The sequence below is a fragment of the Pseudomonas sp. MYb118 genome (assembly GCF_040947875.1).
GTDB lineage: Bacteria > Pseudomonadota > Gammaproteobacteria > Pseudomonadales > Pseudomonadaceae > Aquipseudomonas.
In genome coordinates this window covers 3,041,726-3,056,693 of the sequence record NZ_JBFRXN010000002.1, presented here as the reverse complement: position 1 = coordinate 3,056,693, position 14,968 = coordinate 3,041,726, and the positions used below count along the sequence as shown (strand labels likewise).

Sequence of the window (14,968 nt, the reverse complement as noted above, 5' to 3'; positions counted from 1 at the left end):
GGAATGTGCACAACAAAAAGCCCCCGTTTGCCAGTTCGGCAGCGGGGGCTTTTTGTTGTGTTTGATTTATTCAGAAACCGAAATATCGGATGACGCCCCCGGACCTTGTAGGCAAACTCCGAATCTCGCTTTTTGGGCACTTTGATGTCTGTTGCGCTTGTTTTTGACGGGATAGTCTCGGTTCGTCGCTGACGTTTCAGCGATCGGGCTTGGAAACCCGACTAGCTTAAGCAACAACGTGCCCTGCATGACGACAGACCTTCGCGTCTGCGATCTTCTGTCATGGCGGCTGTGCGTGGGACGTCTTCGGACGTGCCGGTTTCCTAAGCTCCCGGTTTCCAACCTGCGCACAGCTGCCTCCCATTTGCTTGGAAACGAATGGGGCGGCTCTCTCAGCTTAGGAGATTCACATGAGCAAGCCTTCACCCACAGAACTCAAAACCATCGGCCTTACGCCTCTCATCTACTGCTCCAACCAACCCCTGTTCCACGTCACCCGCGACGTCCCCTTGAGCGACGCACTGTCCATGGCCTCCGATTTCCTGTTCCTCGCCAAAGGCCTGACCGAAGACGCCGCCTACGCCCGAGATTCCGACCGACACGCCTGGGCCGCGCATTACCTGGCGCAAATGAGCAAAGCCTTGGTAGATGATGTGGTGAAAGTGCTGACGCCATCGCCTGCGCGCACAAAAGACAAAGCGCAAAAATAACAGCTACTCCATTCCCCTGTAGGAGCGAGCTTGCTCGCGATGGAGGCCGGGGCACCGCGGGGTATCAAGATGCCCTCGTTATCGTTGACGACCATCGCGAGCAAGCTCGCTCCTACAGGGGTGCGTAAACGCTACATTTCCACCTGCGTCCCCAACTCGATCACCCGGTTCAGTGGCAGATTGAAGAAGCGCAAATTGCCATTGGCGTTCTTCAACATGAAGGCGAACAGGCCCTCGCGCCAGCGGGCCATGCCTTCGAGTTTGGAGGCGATGACGGTTTCGCGGCTGAGGAAGTAGGTGGTGCGCATCGGGCTGAAGTCCAGGTCGTCGAGGTGGCACAATTTCAGCGCCTGCGGCACGTCCGGTTCGTCGACGAAGCCGAAGTGCAGGATCACCCGGAAGAAGCCTTCGCCATGGGATTCGACTTCGAAGCGGCGGGTGGGCGGTACGCGCGGGATGTCTTCGTAGACCACGGTCAGCAGCACCACCTGCTCGTGCAGCACCTGGTTGTGCAGCAGGTTATGCAACAGCGCGTGGGGTACGGCGTCCGGGCGGGCGGTGAGGAACACGGCGGTGCCCTGGACGCGGTGCGGAGGTTGCACGCGGATGCTGGCGATGAAGATCGGCAACGGCAGCCCGCCTTCGTCCATGCGCTCCACCAGCAGTTGTTTGCCGCGCTTCCAGGTGGTCATCAGCACGAACAGAGCGATACCGGCCACCACCGGGAACGCGCCGCCCTGGACGATTTTCGGCACGTTGGCAGCGAAGTACACGCCATCCACCAGCAGGAAACCGAGCAACACCGGCACCGCCAGCAGCGGCGGCCATTTCCACAGCAGCAGGATTACCGCCGACACCAGGATGCTGGTCATCAGCATGGTGCCGGTCACCGCCACGCCGTAGGCCGAGGCCAGGGCGCCGGAGGATTCGAAACCCAGCACCAGCAGGACCACGCCGACCATCAGCGACCAGTTCGACCCCGCCAATGTAGATCTGCCCCTGTTCGGCGCTGGAGGTGTGCTGGATGTGCATGCGCGGAATGTAACCGAGCTGGATCGCCTGGCGGGTCAGGGAGAACGCGCCGGAAATCACCGCCTGGGAAGCGATGACCGTGGCCAGGGTCGACAGGCCGACCAGCGGGATCAACGCCCAGCTCGGCGCCAGCAGATAGAACGGGTTGCGCGCCGCTTCCGGGTCACCGAGCAGCAACGCGCCCTGGCCGAAGTAGTTGAGCACCAGCGCCGGCAGCACCAGGATGAACCAGGCGCGGGCGATCGGCTTGCGGCCAAAGTGGCCCATGTCGGCGTATAGCGCCTCGGCGCCGGTCAGCGCCAGCACCACCGCGCCGAGGATCGCCACGCCCATGCCGGGGTGGACAATGAAGAAGCGCACGCCCCACATCGGGTTCATCGCCATCAACACTTCCGGGTGCTGCAGGATGCCGTAGACGCCCAGCGCGCCCAGCACCACGAACCAGGTGACCATGATCGGCCCGAACAGGATGCCGATGCGCGCCGTGCCGTGGCGCTGGATCAGGAACAACCCCACCAGCACGACCAGCGACAACGGCACCACCCAATGGTCGATACCGTCGAACGCCAGCCCCAGCCCTTCGATGGCCGAGAGCACGGAGATCGCCGGGGTGATCATGCTGTCGCCATAAAACAGCGCCGCGCCGATCAGGCCGCAGACCACCAGCAAAGTGCGCAGCCTGGCGTGCCCGGCGGCCGCCCGGCGCGCCAGGGCGGTCAACGCCATGATCCCGCCCTCGCCCTGGTTGTCGGCACGCAGGACGAACATCATGTACTTGATCGAGACCACCCAGATCAGCGACCAGAAAATCAGGGCCAGGATGCCCAGCACACCGTCATGGGTGACCGGCACGCCATAGCCACCGGAAAACACTTCCTTGAGGGTGTACAGCGGGCTCGTGCCGATATCGCCGTAAACCACCCCGACCGCCGCGACCAGCATGCCGATCGGCTTTACCGCCGAATGCTCGGCGCCTGCCGCATGACTACTTGCCTGCCCCATCCACCACCCCTGATACCCAGACTGAACTGCCGATGAAGAAGCGCCATGCCCTGCATCCGGCGTCCGCTATTTTACTTGTTGTTACAGACGTTTTCTTGACTGTAAAAACCGGCAAAGCGTAACGGCGCGAAGCATAGCGCAGCACTCGTCGTTTTTCCCTGCATAAAGCTGGTCAAGCGCGCGTACCATCGCTAGAATTGCGCACTTTTTGATCAGAGGCGCCCAAGCGCCCGTCTGTCGCCCCTCCTTATAAGGTCGGGCAATCCCTATACCGAGGTTAGACATGTCCACCACTCCTGCGCCAGCCAATCCGAAAGTTGGCTTCGTATCCCTGGGTTGCCCCAAAGCACTGGTCGACTCCGAGCGCATCCTGACCCAGCTGCGCATGGAAGGGTATGACGTCGTGTCCACCTACCAGGACGCCGACGTGGTGGTGGTCAACACTTGCGGCTTCATCGACTCGGCCAAGGCTGAATCGCTGGAAGTAATCGGCGAAGCCATCAAGGAAAACGGCAAGGTGATCGTCACCGGCTGCATGGGCGTGGAAGAAGGCAACATCCGCGACGTGCACCCGAGCGTGCTGGCCGTGACCGGCCCGCAGCAGTACGAGCAGGTAGTCAGCGCGGTGCACGAAGTGGTGCCACCCAAGCAGGATCACAACCCGCTGATCGACCTGGTGCCGCCGCAAGGCATCAAGCTGACCCCGCGCCACTACGCGTACCTGAAGATTTCCGAAGGCTGCAACCACAGCTGCAGCTTCTGCATCATCCCGTCGATGCGCGGCAAGCTGGTCAGCCGTCCGGTGGGTGACGTGCTCGACGAGGCCCAGCGCCTGGTCAAGTCCGGCGTCAAGGAGCTGCTGGTGATCTCCCAGGACACCAGCGCCTACGGCGTCGACGTGAAATACCGCACCGGCTTCTGGAACGGCGCGCCGGTGAAAACCCGCATGACCGAACTGTGCGAAGCCCTGAGCACCCTCGGTGTCTGGGTACGCTTGCACTACGTTTACCCGTACCCGCACGTCGATGAGCTGATCCCGCTGATGGCCGCCGGCAAGATCCTGCCGTACCTGGACATCCCGTTCCAGCACGCCAGCCCGAAAGTGCTGAAGTCGATGAAACGCCCGGCGTTCGAAGACAAGACCCTGGCGCGCATCAAGAACTGGCGTGAAATCTGCCCGGACCTGATCATCCGCTCGACCTTCATCGTCGGCTTCCCTGGCGAAACCGAAGAAGACTTCCAGTACCTGCTCGACTGGCTGACCGAAGCCCAGCTCGACCGCGTCGGCTGCTTCCAGTACTCGCCGGTGGAAGGCGCCCCGGCCAATGACCTGAACCTCGAAATCGTTCCGGACGACGTCAAGCAGGACCGTTGGGAGCGCTTCATGGCGCACCAACAAGCCATCAGCTCGGCGCGCCTGCAAATGCGCATCGGCCGTGAAATCGAAGTGCTGGTCGATGAAGTCGACGAGCAAGGCGCGGTTGGCCGCTGCTTCTTCGATGCCCCGGAAATCGACGGCAACGTGTTCATCGATAACGGCAGCAACCTCAAGCCGGGCGACAAGGTCTGGTGCAAAGTGACCGACGCCGACGAATACGACCTCTGGGCCGAACAGATCTAACGCAAAAAACCCGAAAAGCCCCGCTCTCGTCACGAGATGCGGGGCTTTTTTACGGCTATCGTATGGGGAGAAAGGACACGCACTCTCCACTGCCAAAGGGGCCTATGGCCATGCGCCAACATGCGGTCATCCACACGCCGAAACAAAGTGACTATCCGGAACTGACCCGGGTCTGGGAAGACTCGGTGCGCGCCACCCACGATTTCTTGCCCGACAGCTATATCGAACTGCTGAAAAACCTGGTGCTGACCCGTTACCTGGACGCAGTAATGCTGATCTGCACCAAGGACTCACGCCAGCGCATCACCGGGTTTGCCGGGGTCGCGGCGGGCAAGATCGAAATGCTCTTCATCGACCCGGCGCACCGTGGCCAGGGCCTGGGCAAGCAACTGCTGCGCTACGCCATGGAGCACCTGAACGCCGATGAACTGGACGTCAACGAACAGAACCCGCAGGCGCTGGGGTTCTACTTCAAGCAGGGTTTCGAGGTGATCGGCCGCTCGGAGGTCGATGGCATGGGGCAACCGTATCCGTTGCTGCACATGCGGCTGCGCCAGCCCGAGCAACTGACGCGCAAGGCCTGACACACGGTGATTGATCGTTCCCACGCTCTGCGTGGGAACGCAGCCCGGGACGCTCTGCGTCCCTCAACAGCCGAACGCGGAGCGTCCGTGGAAGCATTCCCACGCAGAGCGTGGGAACGATCAAATGACACACCGCCATCGCGAGCAGGCTCGCTCCCACAAAAAGCACTGCAACGCAGGTACAATGCTCACCCCTTTTTTGTTACGGCCCTGTCATGACTGACCCGATTCGTCTCTCCAAACGCCTCATCGAACTGGTCGGCTGCTCCCGTCGGGAGGCCGAGCTGTTCATCGAAGGTGGCTGGGTCACCGTGGACGGCGAAGTCATCGACGAGCCGCAGTTCAAGGTCAGCACGCAAACAGTCGCGCTCGACCCCGAGGCCAAGGCCACCGCACCGGAACCCGTGACCCTGCTGCTCAACGTCGAGCCGGGCATGGACGCCCGACACGGCCATGGCCACCCTGGGCGCCGCGACCCTGAGCGAAGAACATCGCTTCGGCAAGCGACCCCTGCGCGGGCATTTCCTGCGCCTGACCGCCAGCGCCGACCTGCAACCGAACGCCAGCGGTTTGCTGGTGTTCACCCAGGACTGGAAAGTCCTGCGCAAGCTCACCGCCGACGCGGCAAAAATCGAACAGGAATACGTGGTCGACGTCGAAGGTGGCATGATCGAGCACGGCCTCAACCGTTTGCAGCACGGTCTGACGTACAAGGGCAAGGAGCTGCCGCCGGTCAAGGCCAGCTGGCAGAACGAGAACCGCCTGCGTTTTGCCCTGAAGAATCCACAACCGGGCGTGATCGCCCTGTTCTGCCAGGCCGTTGGCCTGAAGGCCGTGGCCATCCGCCGCATCCGCATCGGTGGCGTGTCCATCGGCAAGGTGCCGCTGGGCCAATGGCGTTACCTGTCGGGCAAAGAGAAGTTCTAGGACTGTCCACGCCCCCACATTCCGGCACCACCCCAGTGCGGTGCCCACTGCCGATATCAGGATTGCACACCATGATTCACAACGACGTACTGCGCAGCGTGCGCTACATGCTCGACATCAGCGACAAGAAAGTCGTCGAAATCATCAAGCTCGGCGGCATGGACGTGGCGCTCGATGACGTGAAAGCCTACCTGGACAAGAAGGAAGAAGACGAAGAAGGCTTCGTGCGCTGCCCGGACGAGGTCATGGCGCACTTCCTCGATGGCCTGGTGGTGTTCAAGCGCGGCAAGGACGACAGCCGTCCGCCGCAGCCGATAGAAGTGCCGGTCACCAACAACATCATCCTGAAGAAGCTCCGCGTGGCGTTCGAGCTCAAGGAAGACGACATGCACGCGATCCTCAAGGCCGCCGATTTCCCGGTGTCCAAGCCGGAGCTGAGCGCGCTGTTCCGCAAGTTCGGCCACACCAACTACCGCCCGTGTGGCGACCAGTTGCTGCGCAACTTCCTCAAGGGCCTGACCCTGCGCGTTCGCCCACAGTAACGCCACGCCAGCCTCGGGCCGCCCATCGGCGGCTCAAGGCCCGGCCGTATGACCGCTCATTCCGCGCAAAAATAGTGCCTGCGCGGCACGCGACTGACGACTAGGGTGTAGTGACCTTCAGTTCTCAGGACTCGCCATGCACCCGTACTTTTCCCTGCAAGGCCGCACCGCACTGGTGACCGGCGGCACCCGCGGTATCGGCAAGATGATCGCCAAGGCCTATGTCGAAGCCGGCGCCACCGTGTACGTCTGTGCCCGGGATGCCGAGGCCTGCCAGCAAACCGCTGACGAATTGAGCGCCTACGGCAAGTGCCACGGCGTGGCCGCCAACCTCGCCAGCGAGGAAGGCGTGCAGCAACTGGCAACGCGCCTGGGCGAACGCCTCACCCACCTCGACATCCTGGTGAACAACGCCGGCACCACCTGGGGTGCGCCGCTGGAGAGCTACCCGGTCAAGGGCTGGGAAAAGGTCATGCAGCTCAACGTGACCTCGGTGTTCACCTGCATCCAGCAATTTCTGCCGCTGCTGCGCAAGGGCGGGTCGGCGGCCAATCCCGCGCGGATCATCAACATCGGCTCGGTGGCCGGGATTTCTTCCTTTGGCGAACAGGCGTACGCCTACGGGCCGAGCAAGGCAGCCCTGCACCAGTTGTCGCGGATACTGGCGCGGGAACTGGTGAGCCAGCACATCAACGTCAACGTGATTGCCCCGGGGCGTTTCCCCAGCAAGATGACCCAGCACATCGGCAATGATGAGCAGGCGCTGGCCGAGGACACGGCGCTGATCCCGATGCAGCGCTGGGGCCGCGAGGAAGAGATGGCGGCGTTGGCGATCAGCCTGGCGAGTACGGCGGGGGCCTACATGACCGGGAACATCATTCCGTTGGATGGGGGGTTCAGTCTCTGAGATTGGTGGTGTGGCTATCGCGAGCAGGCTCGCTCCCACACTGGATTAGCCAAACACTGGAGATCCCTGTGGGAGCGAGCCTGCTCGCGATAGCTTCACCACCGATACAAAGTCGATCGGGTTATCATGCCCACCTCACTCCCCCCGACCGCAATCCCATGACCTACAGCGTTTCCCCCATCGGCTTCGTACGCTCCTGCTTCAAGGAAAAATTCGCCATCCCGCGCCAGCCGCAACTGGCCCCGGCCGCCCGTGGCGTGCTGGAACTGGTGGCACCGTTCGATCAGGGGGATGCGGTGCAAGGGCTGGAGCAGGTCAGCCATGTGTGGCTGTTGTTCCTGTTTCACCAGGCGCTGGAGGACAAACCCCGGCTCAAGGTGCGCCCGCCGCGCCTGGGCGGCAACAAGTCCATGGGGGTGTTCGCCACCCGCGCCACGCACCGCCCCAATGGCATTGGCCAGTCGGTGGTGAAGCTGGACAAGGTCGAGGCCGATCGCCTGTGGATATCGGGCATCGACCTGCTGGACGGCACGCCGATCCTCGACATCAAACCCTACGTGCCTTACGCCGACATCATCGACAGCGCCAGCAACGCTATCGCCAGCGCGGCGCCGCAGCCGATTGCCGTGCAATGGGCCGATGACGCGCTACGACAGGCCCACGCTCATGCACAGCGGCTGGCGGAACCGTTGGTCGAGCTGATCGAGCAATGCCTGGCCCAAGACCCACGCCCGGCCTACCAGACACCCGCCCCCGAACGCGAATACGGCGCGCAATTCTGGGACGTGGACGTGCGCTGGCATTACCCGACACCGGAAATGATTCGGGTGCTGGAAGTCGTTCCCGCAAACGCACAATGACCTGTAGGAGCGAGCTTGCTCGCGATGGCGGTGTGTCAGTTGATACTTGATTCGACTGACACGCCCCATCGCGAGCAAGCTCGCTCCTACAGGGATAAACGGGCATAAAAAAACCCGCGTTGCCGTGAGGCAACGCGGGTTTTCGGGAGGCTGCGACTGTTACTTCTCGACGAACGCACGCTCGATCAGGTAGTCACCCGGCTCGCGCATACGCGGCGAAACGGTCAGGCCGAAGCTGTTGAGCACTTCGCTGGTCTCGTCGAGCATGCTTGGGCTGCCGCACAGCATGGCGCGGTCGTCCTGCGGGTTGATCGGTGGCAGGCCGATGTCGCGGAACAGCTTGCCGCTGCGCATCAGGTCGGTCAGGCGGCCTTCGTTTTCGAATGGCTCGCGGGTCACGGTCGGGTAGTAGATCAACTTGTCACGCAGCGCCTCGCCGAAGAACTCGTTCTGCGGCAGGTGCTCGGTGATGAATTCGCGGTAGGCGACTTCGTTGACGTAGCGCACGCCGTGGCACAGGATCACTTTTTCGAAACGCTCGTAGGTTTCCGGGTCCTGGATGACGCTCATGAACGGCGCCAGGCCAGTACCGGTGCTGAGCAGGTACAAGTGTTTGCCAGGCTTGAGGTCGTCCAGTACCAGCGTGCCGGTAGGCTTCTTGCTGATAATGATCTCGTCGCCTTCCTTCAGGTGCTGCAGCTGGGAGGTCAGCGGACCATCCGGCACCTTGATGCTGAAGAACTCGAGATGCTCTTCCCAGTTCGGGCTGGCGATCGAGTAAGCGCGCATAAGCGGGCGGCCGTTGGGCTGTTGCAGGCCGATCATCACGAACTGACCGTTCTCGAAGCGCAGGCCCGGATCGCGGGTGCACTTGAAGCTGAACAGAGTGTCGTTCCAGTGGTGAACACTGAGGACACGCTCGTGGTTCATGTTGCTCATGTACGTGGGACTCCTGGAGATTTGGTCTGCGCCTTGAGCGTTGACGAAAATGCTGTGCGCAATTGCAACGTATTCTAAACGCGACGACAATATCTGTTAACTGGATTATTAAGATAAGGGTTATCGGTTATATAGATATGCGATTTACTCTCCGTCAGCTTCAAGTCTTCGTCGCCGTCGCCCAGCAGGAGAGCGTTTCCCGCGCTGCGGGGCTGCTCAATCTCTCGCAATCGGCGGCGAGCACCTCGATCACCGAACTGGAGCGCCAGTCCAGCTGCCAGCTGTTCGACCGTGCCGGCAAACGCCTGAGCCTCAACGCGCTCGGTAAACAGTTGCTGCCACAAGCGGTGGCGCTGCTGGACCAGTCGAAGGAAATCGAAGACCTGCTCAACGGCAAGTCCGGTTTCGGCTCCCTGGCAGTGGGCGCGACCCTGACCATCGGCAATTACCTGGCCACCCTGTTGATCGGCAGCTTCATGCAGCGCCATCCGGAAAGCCAGGTGAAGCTGCACGTGCAGAACACTGCCAACATTGTGCAACAGGTGGCGCACTATGAAATTGATCTGGGTCTAATCGAGGGTGATTGCAACCATCCGGACATCGAAGTGCAAAGCTGGGTCGAGGACGAACTGGTGGTGTTCTGCGCGCCACAACATCCCTTGGCCAGCCGCGGCACGGCGACCATGGATGAACTGAGCCTGGAAGCCTGGATCCTGCGCGAACAGGGCTCCGGTACCCGACTGACCTTTGACCAGGCCATGCGTCACCACCGCAGCGCACTGAATATCCGCCTGGAGCTGGAGCACACCGAAGCGATCAAGCGCGCCGTCGAGTCAGGCCTGGGCATTGGCTGCATTTCACGCCTGGCCCTGCGCGATGCCTTTCGCCGGGGCAGCCTGGTGCCGGTGGAAACGCCCGACCTGGACCTGGCCCGGCAGTTCTATTTCATCTGGCACAAACAGAAATATCAGACGTCGGCGATGCGTGAGTTTCTCGATCTGTGCCGCGCCTTTACCGCAGGGGTCCAGCGCAGCGACGAGATCGTCCTGCCGCCGATCGCTTAAAGCAGGATCACCGCCCACACCAGGGTAATCATGGTCAGCGCCACCAGTTGGGCGGCACTGCCCATGTCCTTGGCATTCTTCGACAGCGGGTGCAGTTCCAGGGAAATACGGTCGATGGCCGCTTCAACCGCCGAGTTGAGCAACTCGACGATCAAGGCCAGCAGGCAGACGGCAATCAGCACCGCCTGCTCGACACGACTGACGTTCAGGAAGAACGAAAGCGGGATCAGGATGACGTTGAGCAATACCAATTGGCGAAAAGCCGCTTCGCCGTTGAAGGCGGCGCGCAGGCCGTCCAGCGAATAACCGGAGGCGTTGAGGATGCGTTTCAGGCCGGTCTGGCCTTTGAAAGGTGACATATAGAGTCGCAACTGACCAAAAAAGGAGTGGGAAAGCTAGTTCAACCCAAGTCAAAAAAGCGTGAAGACGCCATCCCTTACTGGCTTGAAATTGACTCAAGTTGTTGCAGAAGCAACGCAGCCTGGGTCCGGGTGCGCACGTTCAGTTTACGGAAAATCGCCGTCACGTGGGCTTTGATCGTCGCCTCGGACACGTTCAGTTCGTAGGCAATCTGCTTGTTCAGCAAACCTTCGCAGACCATGGTCAATACCCGGAACTGCTGGGGCGTCAGGCTGGCCAGGCCTTCGCTGGCGGCCTTGGCTTCGTCGGAAACGCTGACCGCTTCAAACGCTTGGGGCGGCCAGTACACATCGCCATCGAGCACCGCGCGCACCGCTTTCTGGATCACGCTCAGGTCGCTGGATTTGGGAATGAAGCCACTGGCGCCGAATTCACGGGATTTGACCATGATGGTGGCCTCTTCCTGGGCCGACACCATCACCACCGGGATCTGCGGGTATTGCCCGCGCAGCAACACCAGCCCGGAGAACCCGTAGGCGCCCGGCATGTTCAGGTCCAGCAGGACCAGGTCCCAGTCGGCCTTCTCGTCGAGACGGGTTTCCAGCTCGGCAATGCTCGCCACTTCCACCAGACGGACGTCCGGGCCAAGGCCCAGGGTCAACGCCTGGTGCAGGGCGCTGCGAAACAGCGGGTGGTCATCGGCAATCAGGATTTCGTATGTGGCCATTTTTCAAATGATCCTGTTCTTCTAACAACTCAAGGCACAGCCACGGAGCTGCACCGACAGGGCACGTCACGCCGGTTACGTCACGTAACAATACGGCGGCCCCGCCCTGATCGGCGCCAAGCATGCCCAGCGAAACCGGGGTGGTCAAGGTGCCAGGCCGCTACAGTTCTTTGCAGTATGGGCGACAATCAGCCGGTGACCGGGGTGCCATTGGACACAAACGGCAGCAGCTCGGCATGTGCTGGCGTACTGACGTTCATTTCCAACTGATGCTTGGCGTCCAGATAATGTTGGCTGAATACATCGAAATAAGCGTCCAGGGCCGATGCAGCCTCGATATCGCCGGCCAGATCCAGGCACAACGCAGCCACTTCGGCCGTGCACAAATGCTCGCTGCGGGTCGAGCGACGCAGGCGGTAGCGCGACAGTTTCTCGGGCAGCAGGCTGAGAATCGGCAGCGCATCGAAATACGGGCTTTTACGGAAGATCTTCCGTGCCTCGGTCCAGGTCGCATCCAGCAAAATGAACAAGGGCCGCTTGCTGCCATCGACTGCGACCGTATTGGTCACCCGCTGCGGCTCGACGTACTCGCCCGGAAAGACCAGATAGGGCTGCCATTGCGGGTCGGCCAACAGCGCCAGCAACTGCGGATCGGGTTCGGTGCGCGACCAGATGAAGGCATGGTTGTCACGCACCACGTCGGCGATCAGCCAGCCGGTGTTGCTCGGCTTGAACACTTCCTTGTTGGTCATGATCAGGCACACGCCGGATCGGGCTTCGACCTGCGGACGCCAGGCGCACAGGCAATGGCTGACGATCACCCGGCAGTCATGGCAACGCGGCGCACGCCAGCCACGGGCCTGCAGCGGCTTGATGCCCTCCTCCTCGCGCTGGTCGCGCAAGCGGGCTACGGCGTTGGGGGCGTGATGCGGGGCAGGAACGATCGACACGAACGACACTCGGGGGTAATAAAGGTCGGCAGTTTATCAGAGCCGTCAGCGCAAGCCTGTACCGGGAAGAACCACCTCCCCTATAATTCGCGCCCACTGAACGCACAGTCATGTGGCGGGTCGAAGCACCAGTCACTGAACAGGAGAGTTTCATGTTGCGCCTTATCGTCCCCACCGCAGCCATTGTGCTGGCGTCGTCCTTCAACGCTCAGGCTGCATCCTTGAGTGAGCAGAATCTCAACCGAGAGCTGCGCAACGTCGCCGCACAAAGCAGCGTCGGCACACCACGGGCGATCAACGAAGACATTCTCGATCAGGGCTACACCGTCGAAGGCAATACGCTGATCAATCACTTGAGCGTGCAAAGCAGCCACGCCCAGCAGATGCGGGCTGACCCGAAAACCGTGTATTTCCAGCTCGGTTCTTCGGTGTGCAACAACCCGGGCTTTCGAAAGCTGATGGCCAAGGGCGCGATCATGCGTTATGACTTCACCGAGGTGAAAACCAATCGCGCAGTCGGCTCGGCCAGCTTCCAGGAATCCGACTGCCCGAAAGCCGCACCTGCAAAGAAAAAGTGATTCAACGGGAATTGGCGCGCCGCTGCTCATCCTCGGCGCGCAACTCGGCGACCAGCGCCTGCAAATAGCGTGAGCGTCGCTCGCCGCCCTCCAGACGTCGGCAACACTCCTCCTCGAGACTCAAATGATGGGTCTCGGCCGATGACTTCAATAACCGATACAACTGCGTATCGATCTCCAGAATGATTCTGGCCATGGCTTACCGCCTCCTTGCACGTTGAAATCCTTTAACCGCTCGTACCGCGCGCCCTGCCTTTGACGCAAAGTTGTCGTGTCACACCTGTAATTTAGTAAATCAGAGCGTCCGCCATGCGGTGAACGTTCAGACGAGCGGTGAAATCACCTTGCAAACCGTCAATAAGCGGTTGCCAGGAAAGACTTTGCAGCGCAATGATCAAGTCAGCGCAAATCACCGCAAGGGTCTAGATTCACAGTATTCACATTCATTTTTCACGGCAGTGAGGGGGCTGCCCGATTGACGTCTCGCGATGCGCCTTCACCCAAGGGAACACTGCCTGAAAATGGAAGGAGAAATTGATGCCTTACCAACCGAATGACCTCCTGAACCGTCATTTCGCAGAAAGCGGCCACGACCTCATCAGCAAGGTCGAAGAGCAACTCAACCTGGTTTCACCCGACAGCCCGAACAACCCGATCTACCGCGACATGATCCTGACCGTGCTGCGCATGGCCCAGGAAGACCACAACCGCTGGAACGCCAAAATCACCCTGCAGGCCCTGCGCGAACTCGAACAAGCCTTCCGCGTGCTCGAACAGTACCGGGGACGCCGTAAAGTCACGGTGTTCGGCTCGGCCCGCACCCCCGTCGAACACCCGTTGTATGCCATGGCCCGTGAGCTGGGCGCTGCACTGGCGCGCTCGGACCTGATGGTGATCACCGGTGCCGGTGGCGGCATCATGGCCGCCGCCCACGAAGGCGCCGGTCTCGAGCACAGCCTGGGGTTCAACATCACCCTGCCCTTCGAGCAGCATGCCAACCCCACCGTCAACGGCACCACCAATCTGTTGCCGTTCCACTTCTTCTTTACCCGCAAGCTGTTTTTCGTCAAGGAGGCCGACGCGCTGGTCCTGTGCCCCGGCGGTTTCGGTACGCTGGACGAAGCGCTGGAAGTGTTGACGCTGATCCAGACCGGCAAGAGCCCGCTGGTACCGGTGGTGCTGCTGGACGCGCCAGGCGGCCAGTTCTGGCACGGCGCCCTGGAGTTCATCCGCAATCAACTGGAGGACAACCGCTACATCCTGCCCACCGACCTGAAGCTGGTGAGCCTGGTTTACACCGTCGAAGAAGCCGTGGCGCATATCAACCAGTTCTACAGCAACTTCCACTCTACCCGCTGGCTCAAGCACCAGTTCGTGATCCGCATGAATCACAAGCTCAGCGACGATGCGCTGGAGCACATTCAGCACGCCTTCGCCGACCTGTGCCTGAGCGATCACTTCCATCAACATGCCTACAGCGGTGAAGAGCAGGACGAAGCACAGTTCAGCCATCTGGCGCGACTGACGTTCACCTTCAATGCCCGCAACCATGGGCGGCTGCGGGAACTGGTGGACTACATCAACCTGCCGGAAAACTGGGCGCAGTCCAAACCCCTGGCCCCACAGCGCACCCGCGAACCCTTGAAGGTGACGTGAGACAAAAAAAACGGCCCGCTATCACTAGCGAGCCGTTTCATTCAATCGTCCATCCCTCGGCCGCTTAACAGGCGGCTGATCATCTCCATGGAATAACCGCGATAACTCAGGAAGCGGCCTTGCTTGGCACGCTCCCTGGCGTCTATCGGGAAGTGCCCGGAAAACTTGCGCCGCCAGGTGTCTTGCAGTTGTTCCTGCCAGTCAATACCACTCTCGCGCAACGCCAATTCGATATCGGCGCGTTGCAGGCCACGCTGGCTCAGCTCTTCGCGAATGCGCATAGGGCCATAGCCGGATCGGGCCCGGTAGGAAACGAAGCTTTCGAGGTAACGGGATTCGGACAGCAGGCCCTCTTCCGTCAAGCGGTCGAGTGCTGTGTCGATCAGTTCGGGGAGGGCGCCGCGCTGACGCAGTTTACGCGTCAGCTCGACCCGACCGTGCTCGCGTCGCGCGAGCAGGTCCATTGCGGTTCGCCGCACCGCGACGAGTGTATCGAGTACGGCAGTCAT

At 61.2% G+C, this 14,968-nt stretch carries 15 protein-coding genes and 2 pseudogenes; 10 read left to right on the top strand and 7 right to left on the bottom strand.

Annotated features, from left to right (window positions below; all coding sequences use genetic code 11):
* Positions 1-410: 410 nt before the first annotated feature.
* Entirely contained in the window at positions 411-710 is a 300-nt protein-coding gene (locus tag ABVN20_RS19775; protein WP_368557377.1) for a DUF3077 domain-containing protein, read from the top strand.
* 131 nt (positions 711-841) lie between these two features.
* Here the strand turns inward: ABVN20_RS19775 and ABVN20_RS19770 are convergent.
* Positions 842-2,744 (bottom strand): annotated as a pseudogene (locus ABVN20_RS19770) (potassium transporter Kup).
* 283 nt (positions 2,745-3,027) lie between these two features.
* Here ABVN20_RS19770 and rimO point away from each other — a divergent pair.
* The 6 genes and pseudogenes from rimO to tsaA all read left to right on the top strand — a co-directional run bounded on the left by rimO (position 3,028) and on the right by tsaA (position 8,185).
* A complete protein-coding gene (rimO, locus tag ABVN20_RS19765) occupies positions 3,028-4,365 on the top strand; it encodes a 30S ribosomal protein S12 methylthiotransferase RimO (RefSeq protein ID WP_368557376.1) in 1,338 nt (445 codons plus the stop codon).
* 110 nt (positions 4,366-4,475) lie between these two features.
* Positions 4,476-4,949 carry a GNAT family N-acetyltransferase gene (locus ABVN20_RS19760; protein ID WP_368557375.1) on the top strand — a complete coding sequence of 158 codons (474 nt, stop codon included), beginning with the start codon at positions 4,476-4,478 and terminating at the stop codon, positions 4,947-4,949.
* A 215-nt stretch (positions 4,950-5,164) separates the two neighbouring features.
* A pseudogene (locus ABVN20_RS19755) lies at positions 5,165-5,876 on the top strand (rRNA pseudouridine synthase).
* A gap of 71 nt (positions 5,877-5,947) precedes the next feature.
* Positions 5,948-6,418: a DUF1456 family protein gene (locus tag ABVN20_RS19750; protein ID WP_368557374.1), complete on the top strand. Its 471-nt coding sequence runs from the start codon at positions 5,948-5,950 to the stop codon at positions 6,416-6,418.
* A gap of 136 nt (positions 6,419-6,554) precedes the next feature.
* Positions 6,555-7,325: an SDR family oxidoreductase gene (locus ABVN20_RS19745; RefSeq protein WP_368557373.1), complete on the top strand. Its 771-nt coding sequence runs from the start codon at positions 6,555-6,557 to the stop codon at positions 7,323-7,325.
* Positions 7,326-7,483: 158 nt separating this feature from the next.
* The gene (tsaA, locus tag ABVN20_RS19740) at positions 7,484-8,185 is read left to right on the top strand and encodes a tRNA (N6-threonylcarbamoyladenosine(37)-N6)-methyltransferase TrmO (protein WP_368557372.1); all 702 of its coding nucleotides are present in this window, start codon (positions 7,484-7,486) and stop codon (positions 8,183-8,185) included.
* Positions 8,186-8,344: 159 nt separating this feature from the next.
* On the opposite strand, the gene fpr is transcribed toward tsaA, so the two are convergent.
* Complete coding sequence (fpr, locus tag ABVN20_RS19735) at positions 8,345-9,124, bottom strand: ferredoxin-NADP reductase (RefSeq protein ID WP_003184787.1); 780 nt, start codon at positions 9,122-9,124, stop codon at positions 8,345-8,347.
* A gap of 137 nt (positions 9,125-9,261) precedes the next feature.
* Here fpr and ABVN20_RS19730 point away from each other — a divergent pair, with 137 nt between their 5' ends.
* Entirely contained in the window at positions 9,262-10,188 is a 927-nt protein-coding gene (locus ABVN20_RS19730) for a LysR family transcriptional regulator (RefSeq protein WP_368557371.1), read from the top strand.
* On the opposite strand, the gene ABVN20_RS19725 is transcribed toward ABVN20_RS19730, so the two are convergent.
* The 3 genes from ABVN20_RS19725 to ABVN20_RS19715 all read right to left on the bottom strand — a co-directional run bounded on the left by ABVN20_RS19725 (position 10,185) and on the right by ABVN20_RS19715 (position 12,225).
* Positions 10,185-10,547, bottom strand: a complete 363-nt coding sequence (locus ABVN20_RS19725; RefSeq protein ID WP_368557369.1) for a diacylglycerol kinase — start codon at positions 10,545-10,547, stop codon at positions 10,185-10,187. The two genes, ABVN20_RS19730 and ABVN20_RS19725, sit on opposite strands and share 4 nt — an antisense overlap.
* Before the next feature lie 77 nt (positions 10,548-10,624).
* Positions 10,625-11,275 (bottom strand): response regulator transcription factor ErdR, encoded by a 651-nt coding sequence (erdR, locus tag ABVN20_RS19720; protein ID WP_368557368.1) that lies wholly within the window; start codon positions 11,273-11,275, stop codon positions 10,625-10,627.
* Between the two features lie 188 nt (positions 11,276-11,463).
* The gene (locus tag ABVN20_RS19715) at positions 11,464-12,225 is read right to left on the bottom strand and encodes a tRNA-uridine aminocarboxypropyltransferase (RefSeq protein ID WP_368557367.1); all 762 of its coding nucleotides are present in this window, start codon (positions 12,223-12,225) and stop codon (positions 11,464-11,466) included.
* Between the two features lie 152 nt (positions 12,226-12,377).
* On the opposite strand from ABVN20_RS19715, the gene ABVN20_RS19710 reads away from it, so the two are divergent.
* Positions 12,378-12,803, top strand: coding sequence for a PA3611 family quorum-sensing-regulated virulence factor (locus ABVN20_RS19710; protein WP_368557365.1), 426 nt, complete (start codon positions 12,378-12,380; stop codon positions 12,801-12,803).
* A 1-nt stretch (position 12,804) separates the two neighbouring features.
* Here the strand turns inward: ABVN20_RS19710 and ABVN20_RS19705 are convergent, their stop codons facing one another.
* The gene (locus ABVN20_RS19705) at positions 12,805-12,999 is read right to left on the bottom strand and encodes a hypothetical protein (protein ID WP_368557364.1); all 195 of its coding nucleotides are present in this window, start codon (positions 12,997-12,999) and stop codon (positions 12,805-12,807) included.
* Between the two features lie 341 nt (positions 13,000-13,340).
* Here ABVN20_RS19705 and ABVN20_RS19700 point away from each other — a divergent pair, with 341 nt between their 5' ends.
* Positions 13,341-14,459, top strand: coding sequence for a TIGR00730 family Rossman fold protein (locus ABVN20_RS19700; protein WP_368557363.1), 1,119 nt, complete (start codon positions 13,341-13,343; stop codon positions 14,457-14,459).
* A gap of 41 nt (positions 14,460-14,500) precedes the next feature.
* Here the strand turns inward: ABVN20_RS19700 and recX are convergent, their stop codons facing one another.
* Positions 14,501-14,968 carry a recombination regulator RecX gene (gene recX / locus ABVN20_RS19695; protein ID WP_368557361.1) on the bottom strand — a complete coding sequence of 156 codons (468 nt, stop codon included), beginning with the start codon at positions 14,966-14,968 and terminating at the stop codon, positions 14,501-14,503.

Coding starts and splice junctions, on each gene's coding strand:
- ABVN20_RS19775 (WP_368557377.1), top strand. CDS start 411: ATGAGCAAGCCTTCACCCACAGAACTCAAAACCATCGGCCTTACGCCT.
- rimO (WP_368557376.1), top strand. CDS start 3,028: ATGTCCACCACTCCTGCGCCAGCCAATCCGAAAGTTGGCTTCGTATCC.
- ABVN20_RS19760 (WP_368557375.1), top strand. CDS start 4,476: ATGCGCCAACATGCGGTCATCCACACGCCGAAACAAAGTGACTATCCG.
- ABVN20_RS19750 (WP_368557374.1), top strand. CDS start 5,948: ATGATTCACAACGACGTACTGCGCAGCGTGCGCTACATGCTCGACATC.
- ABVN20_RS19745 (WP_368557373.1), top strand. CDS start 6,555: ATGCACCCGTACTTTTCCCTGCAAGGCCGCACCGCACTGGTGACCGGC.
- tsaA (WP_368557372.1), top strand. CDS start 7,484: ATGACCTACAGCGTTTCCCCCATCGGCTTCGTACGCTCCTGCTTCAAG.
- fpr (WP_003184787.1), bottom strand. CDS start 9,124: ATGAGCAACATGAACCACGAGCGTGTCCTCAGTGTTCACCACTGGAAC.
- ABVN20_RS19730 (WP_368557371.1), top strand. CDS start 9,262: ATGCGATTTACTCTCCGTCAGCTTCAAGTCTTCGTCGCCGTCGCCCAG.
- ABVN20_RS19725 (WP_368557369.1), bottom strand. CDS start 10,547: ATGTCACCTTTCAAAGGCCAGACCGGCCTGAAACGCATCCTCAACGCC.
- erdR (WP_368557368.1), bottom strand. CDS start 11,275: ATGGCCACATACGAAATCCTGATTGCCGATGACCACCCGCTGTTTCGC.
- ABVN20_RS19710 (WP_368557365.1), top strand. CDS start 12,378: ATGTTGCGCCTTATCGTCCCCACCGCAGCCATTGTGCTGGCGTCGTCC.
- ABVN20_RS19705 (WP_368557364.1), bottom strand. CDS start 12,999: ATGGCCAGAATCATTCTGGAGATCGATACGCAGTTGTATCGGTTATTG.
- ABVN20_RS19700 (WP_368557363.1), top strand. CDS start 13,341: ATGCCTTACCAACCGAATGACCTCCTGAACCGTCATTTCGCAGAAAGC.
- recX (WP_368557361.1), bottom strand. CDS start 14,968: ATGACTGCCGTACTCGATACACTCGTCGCGGTGCGGCGAACCGCAATG.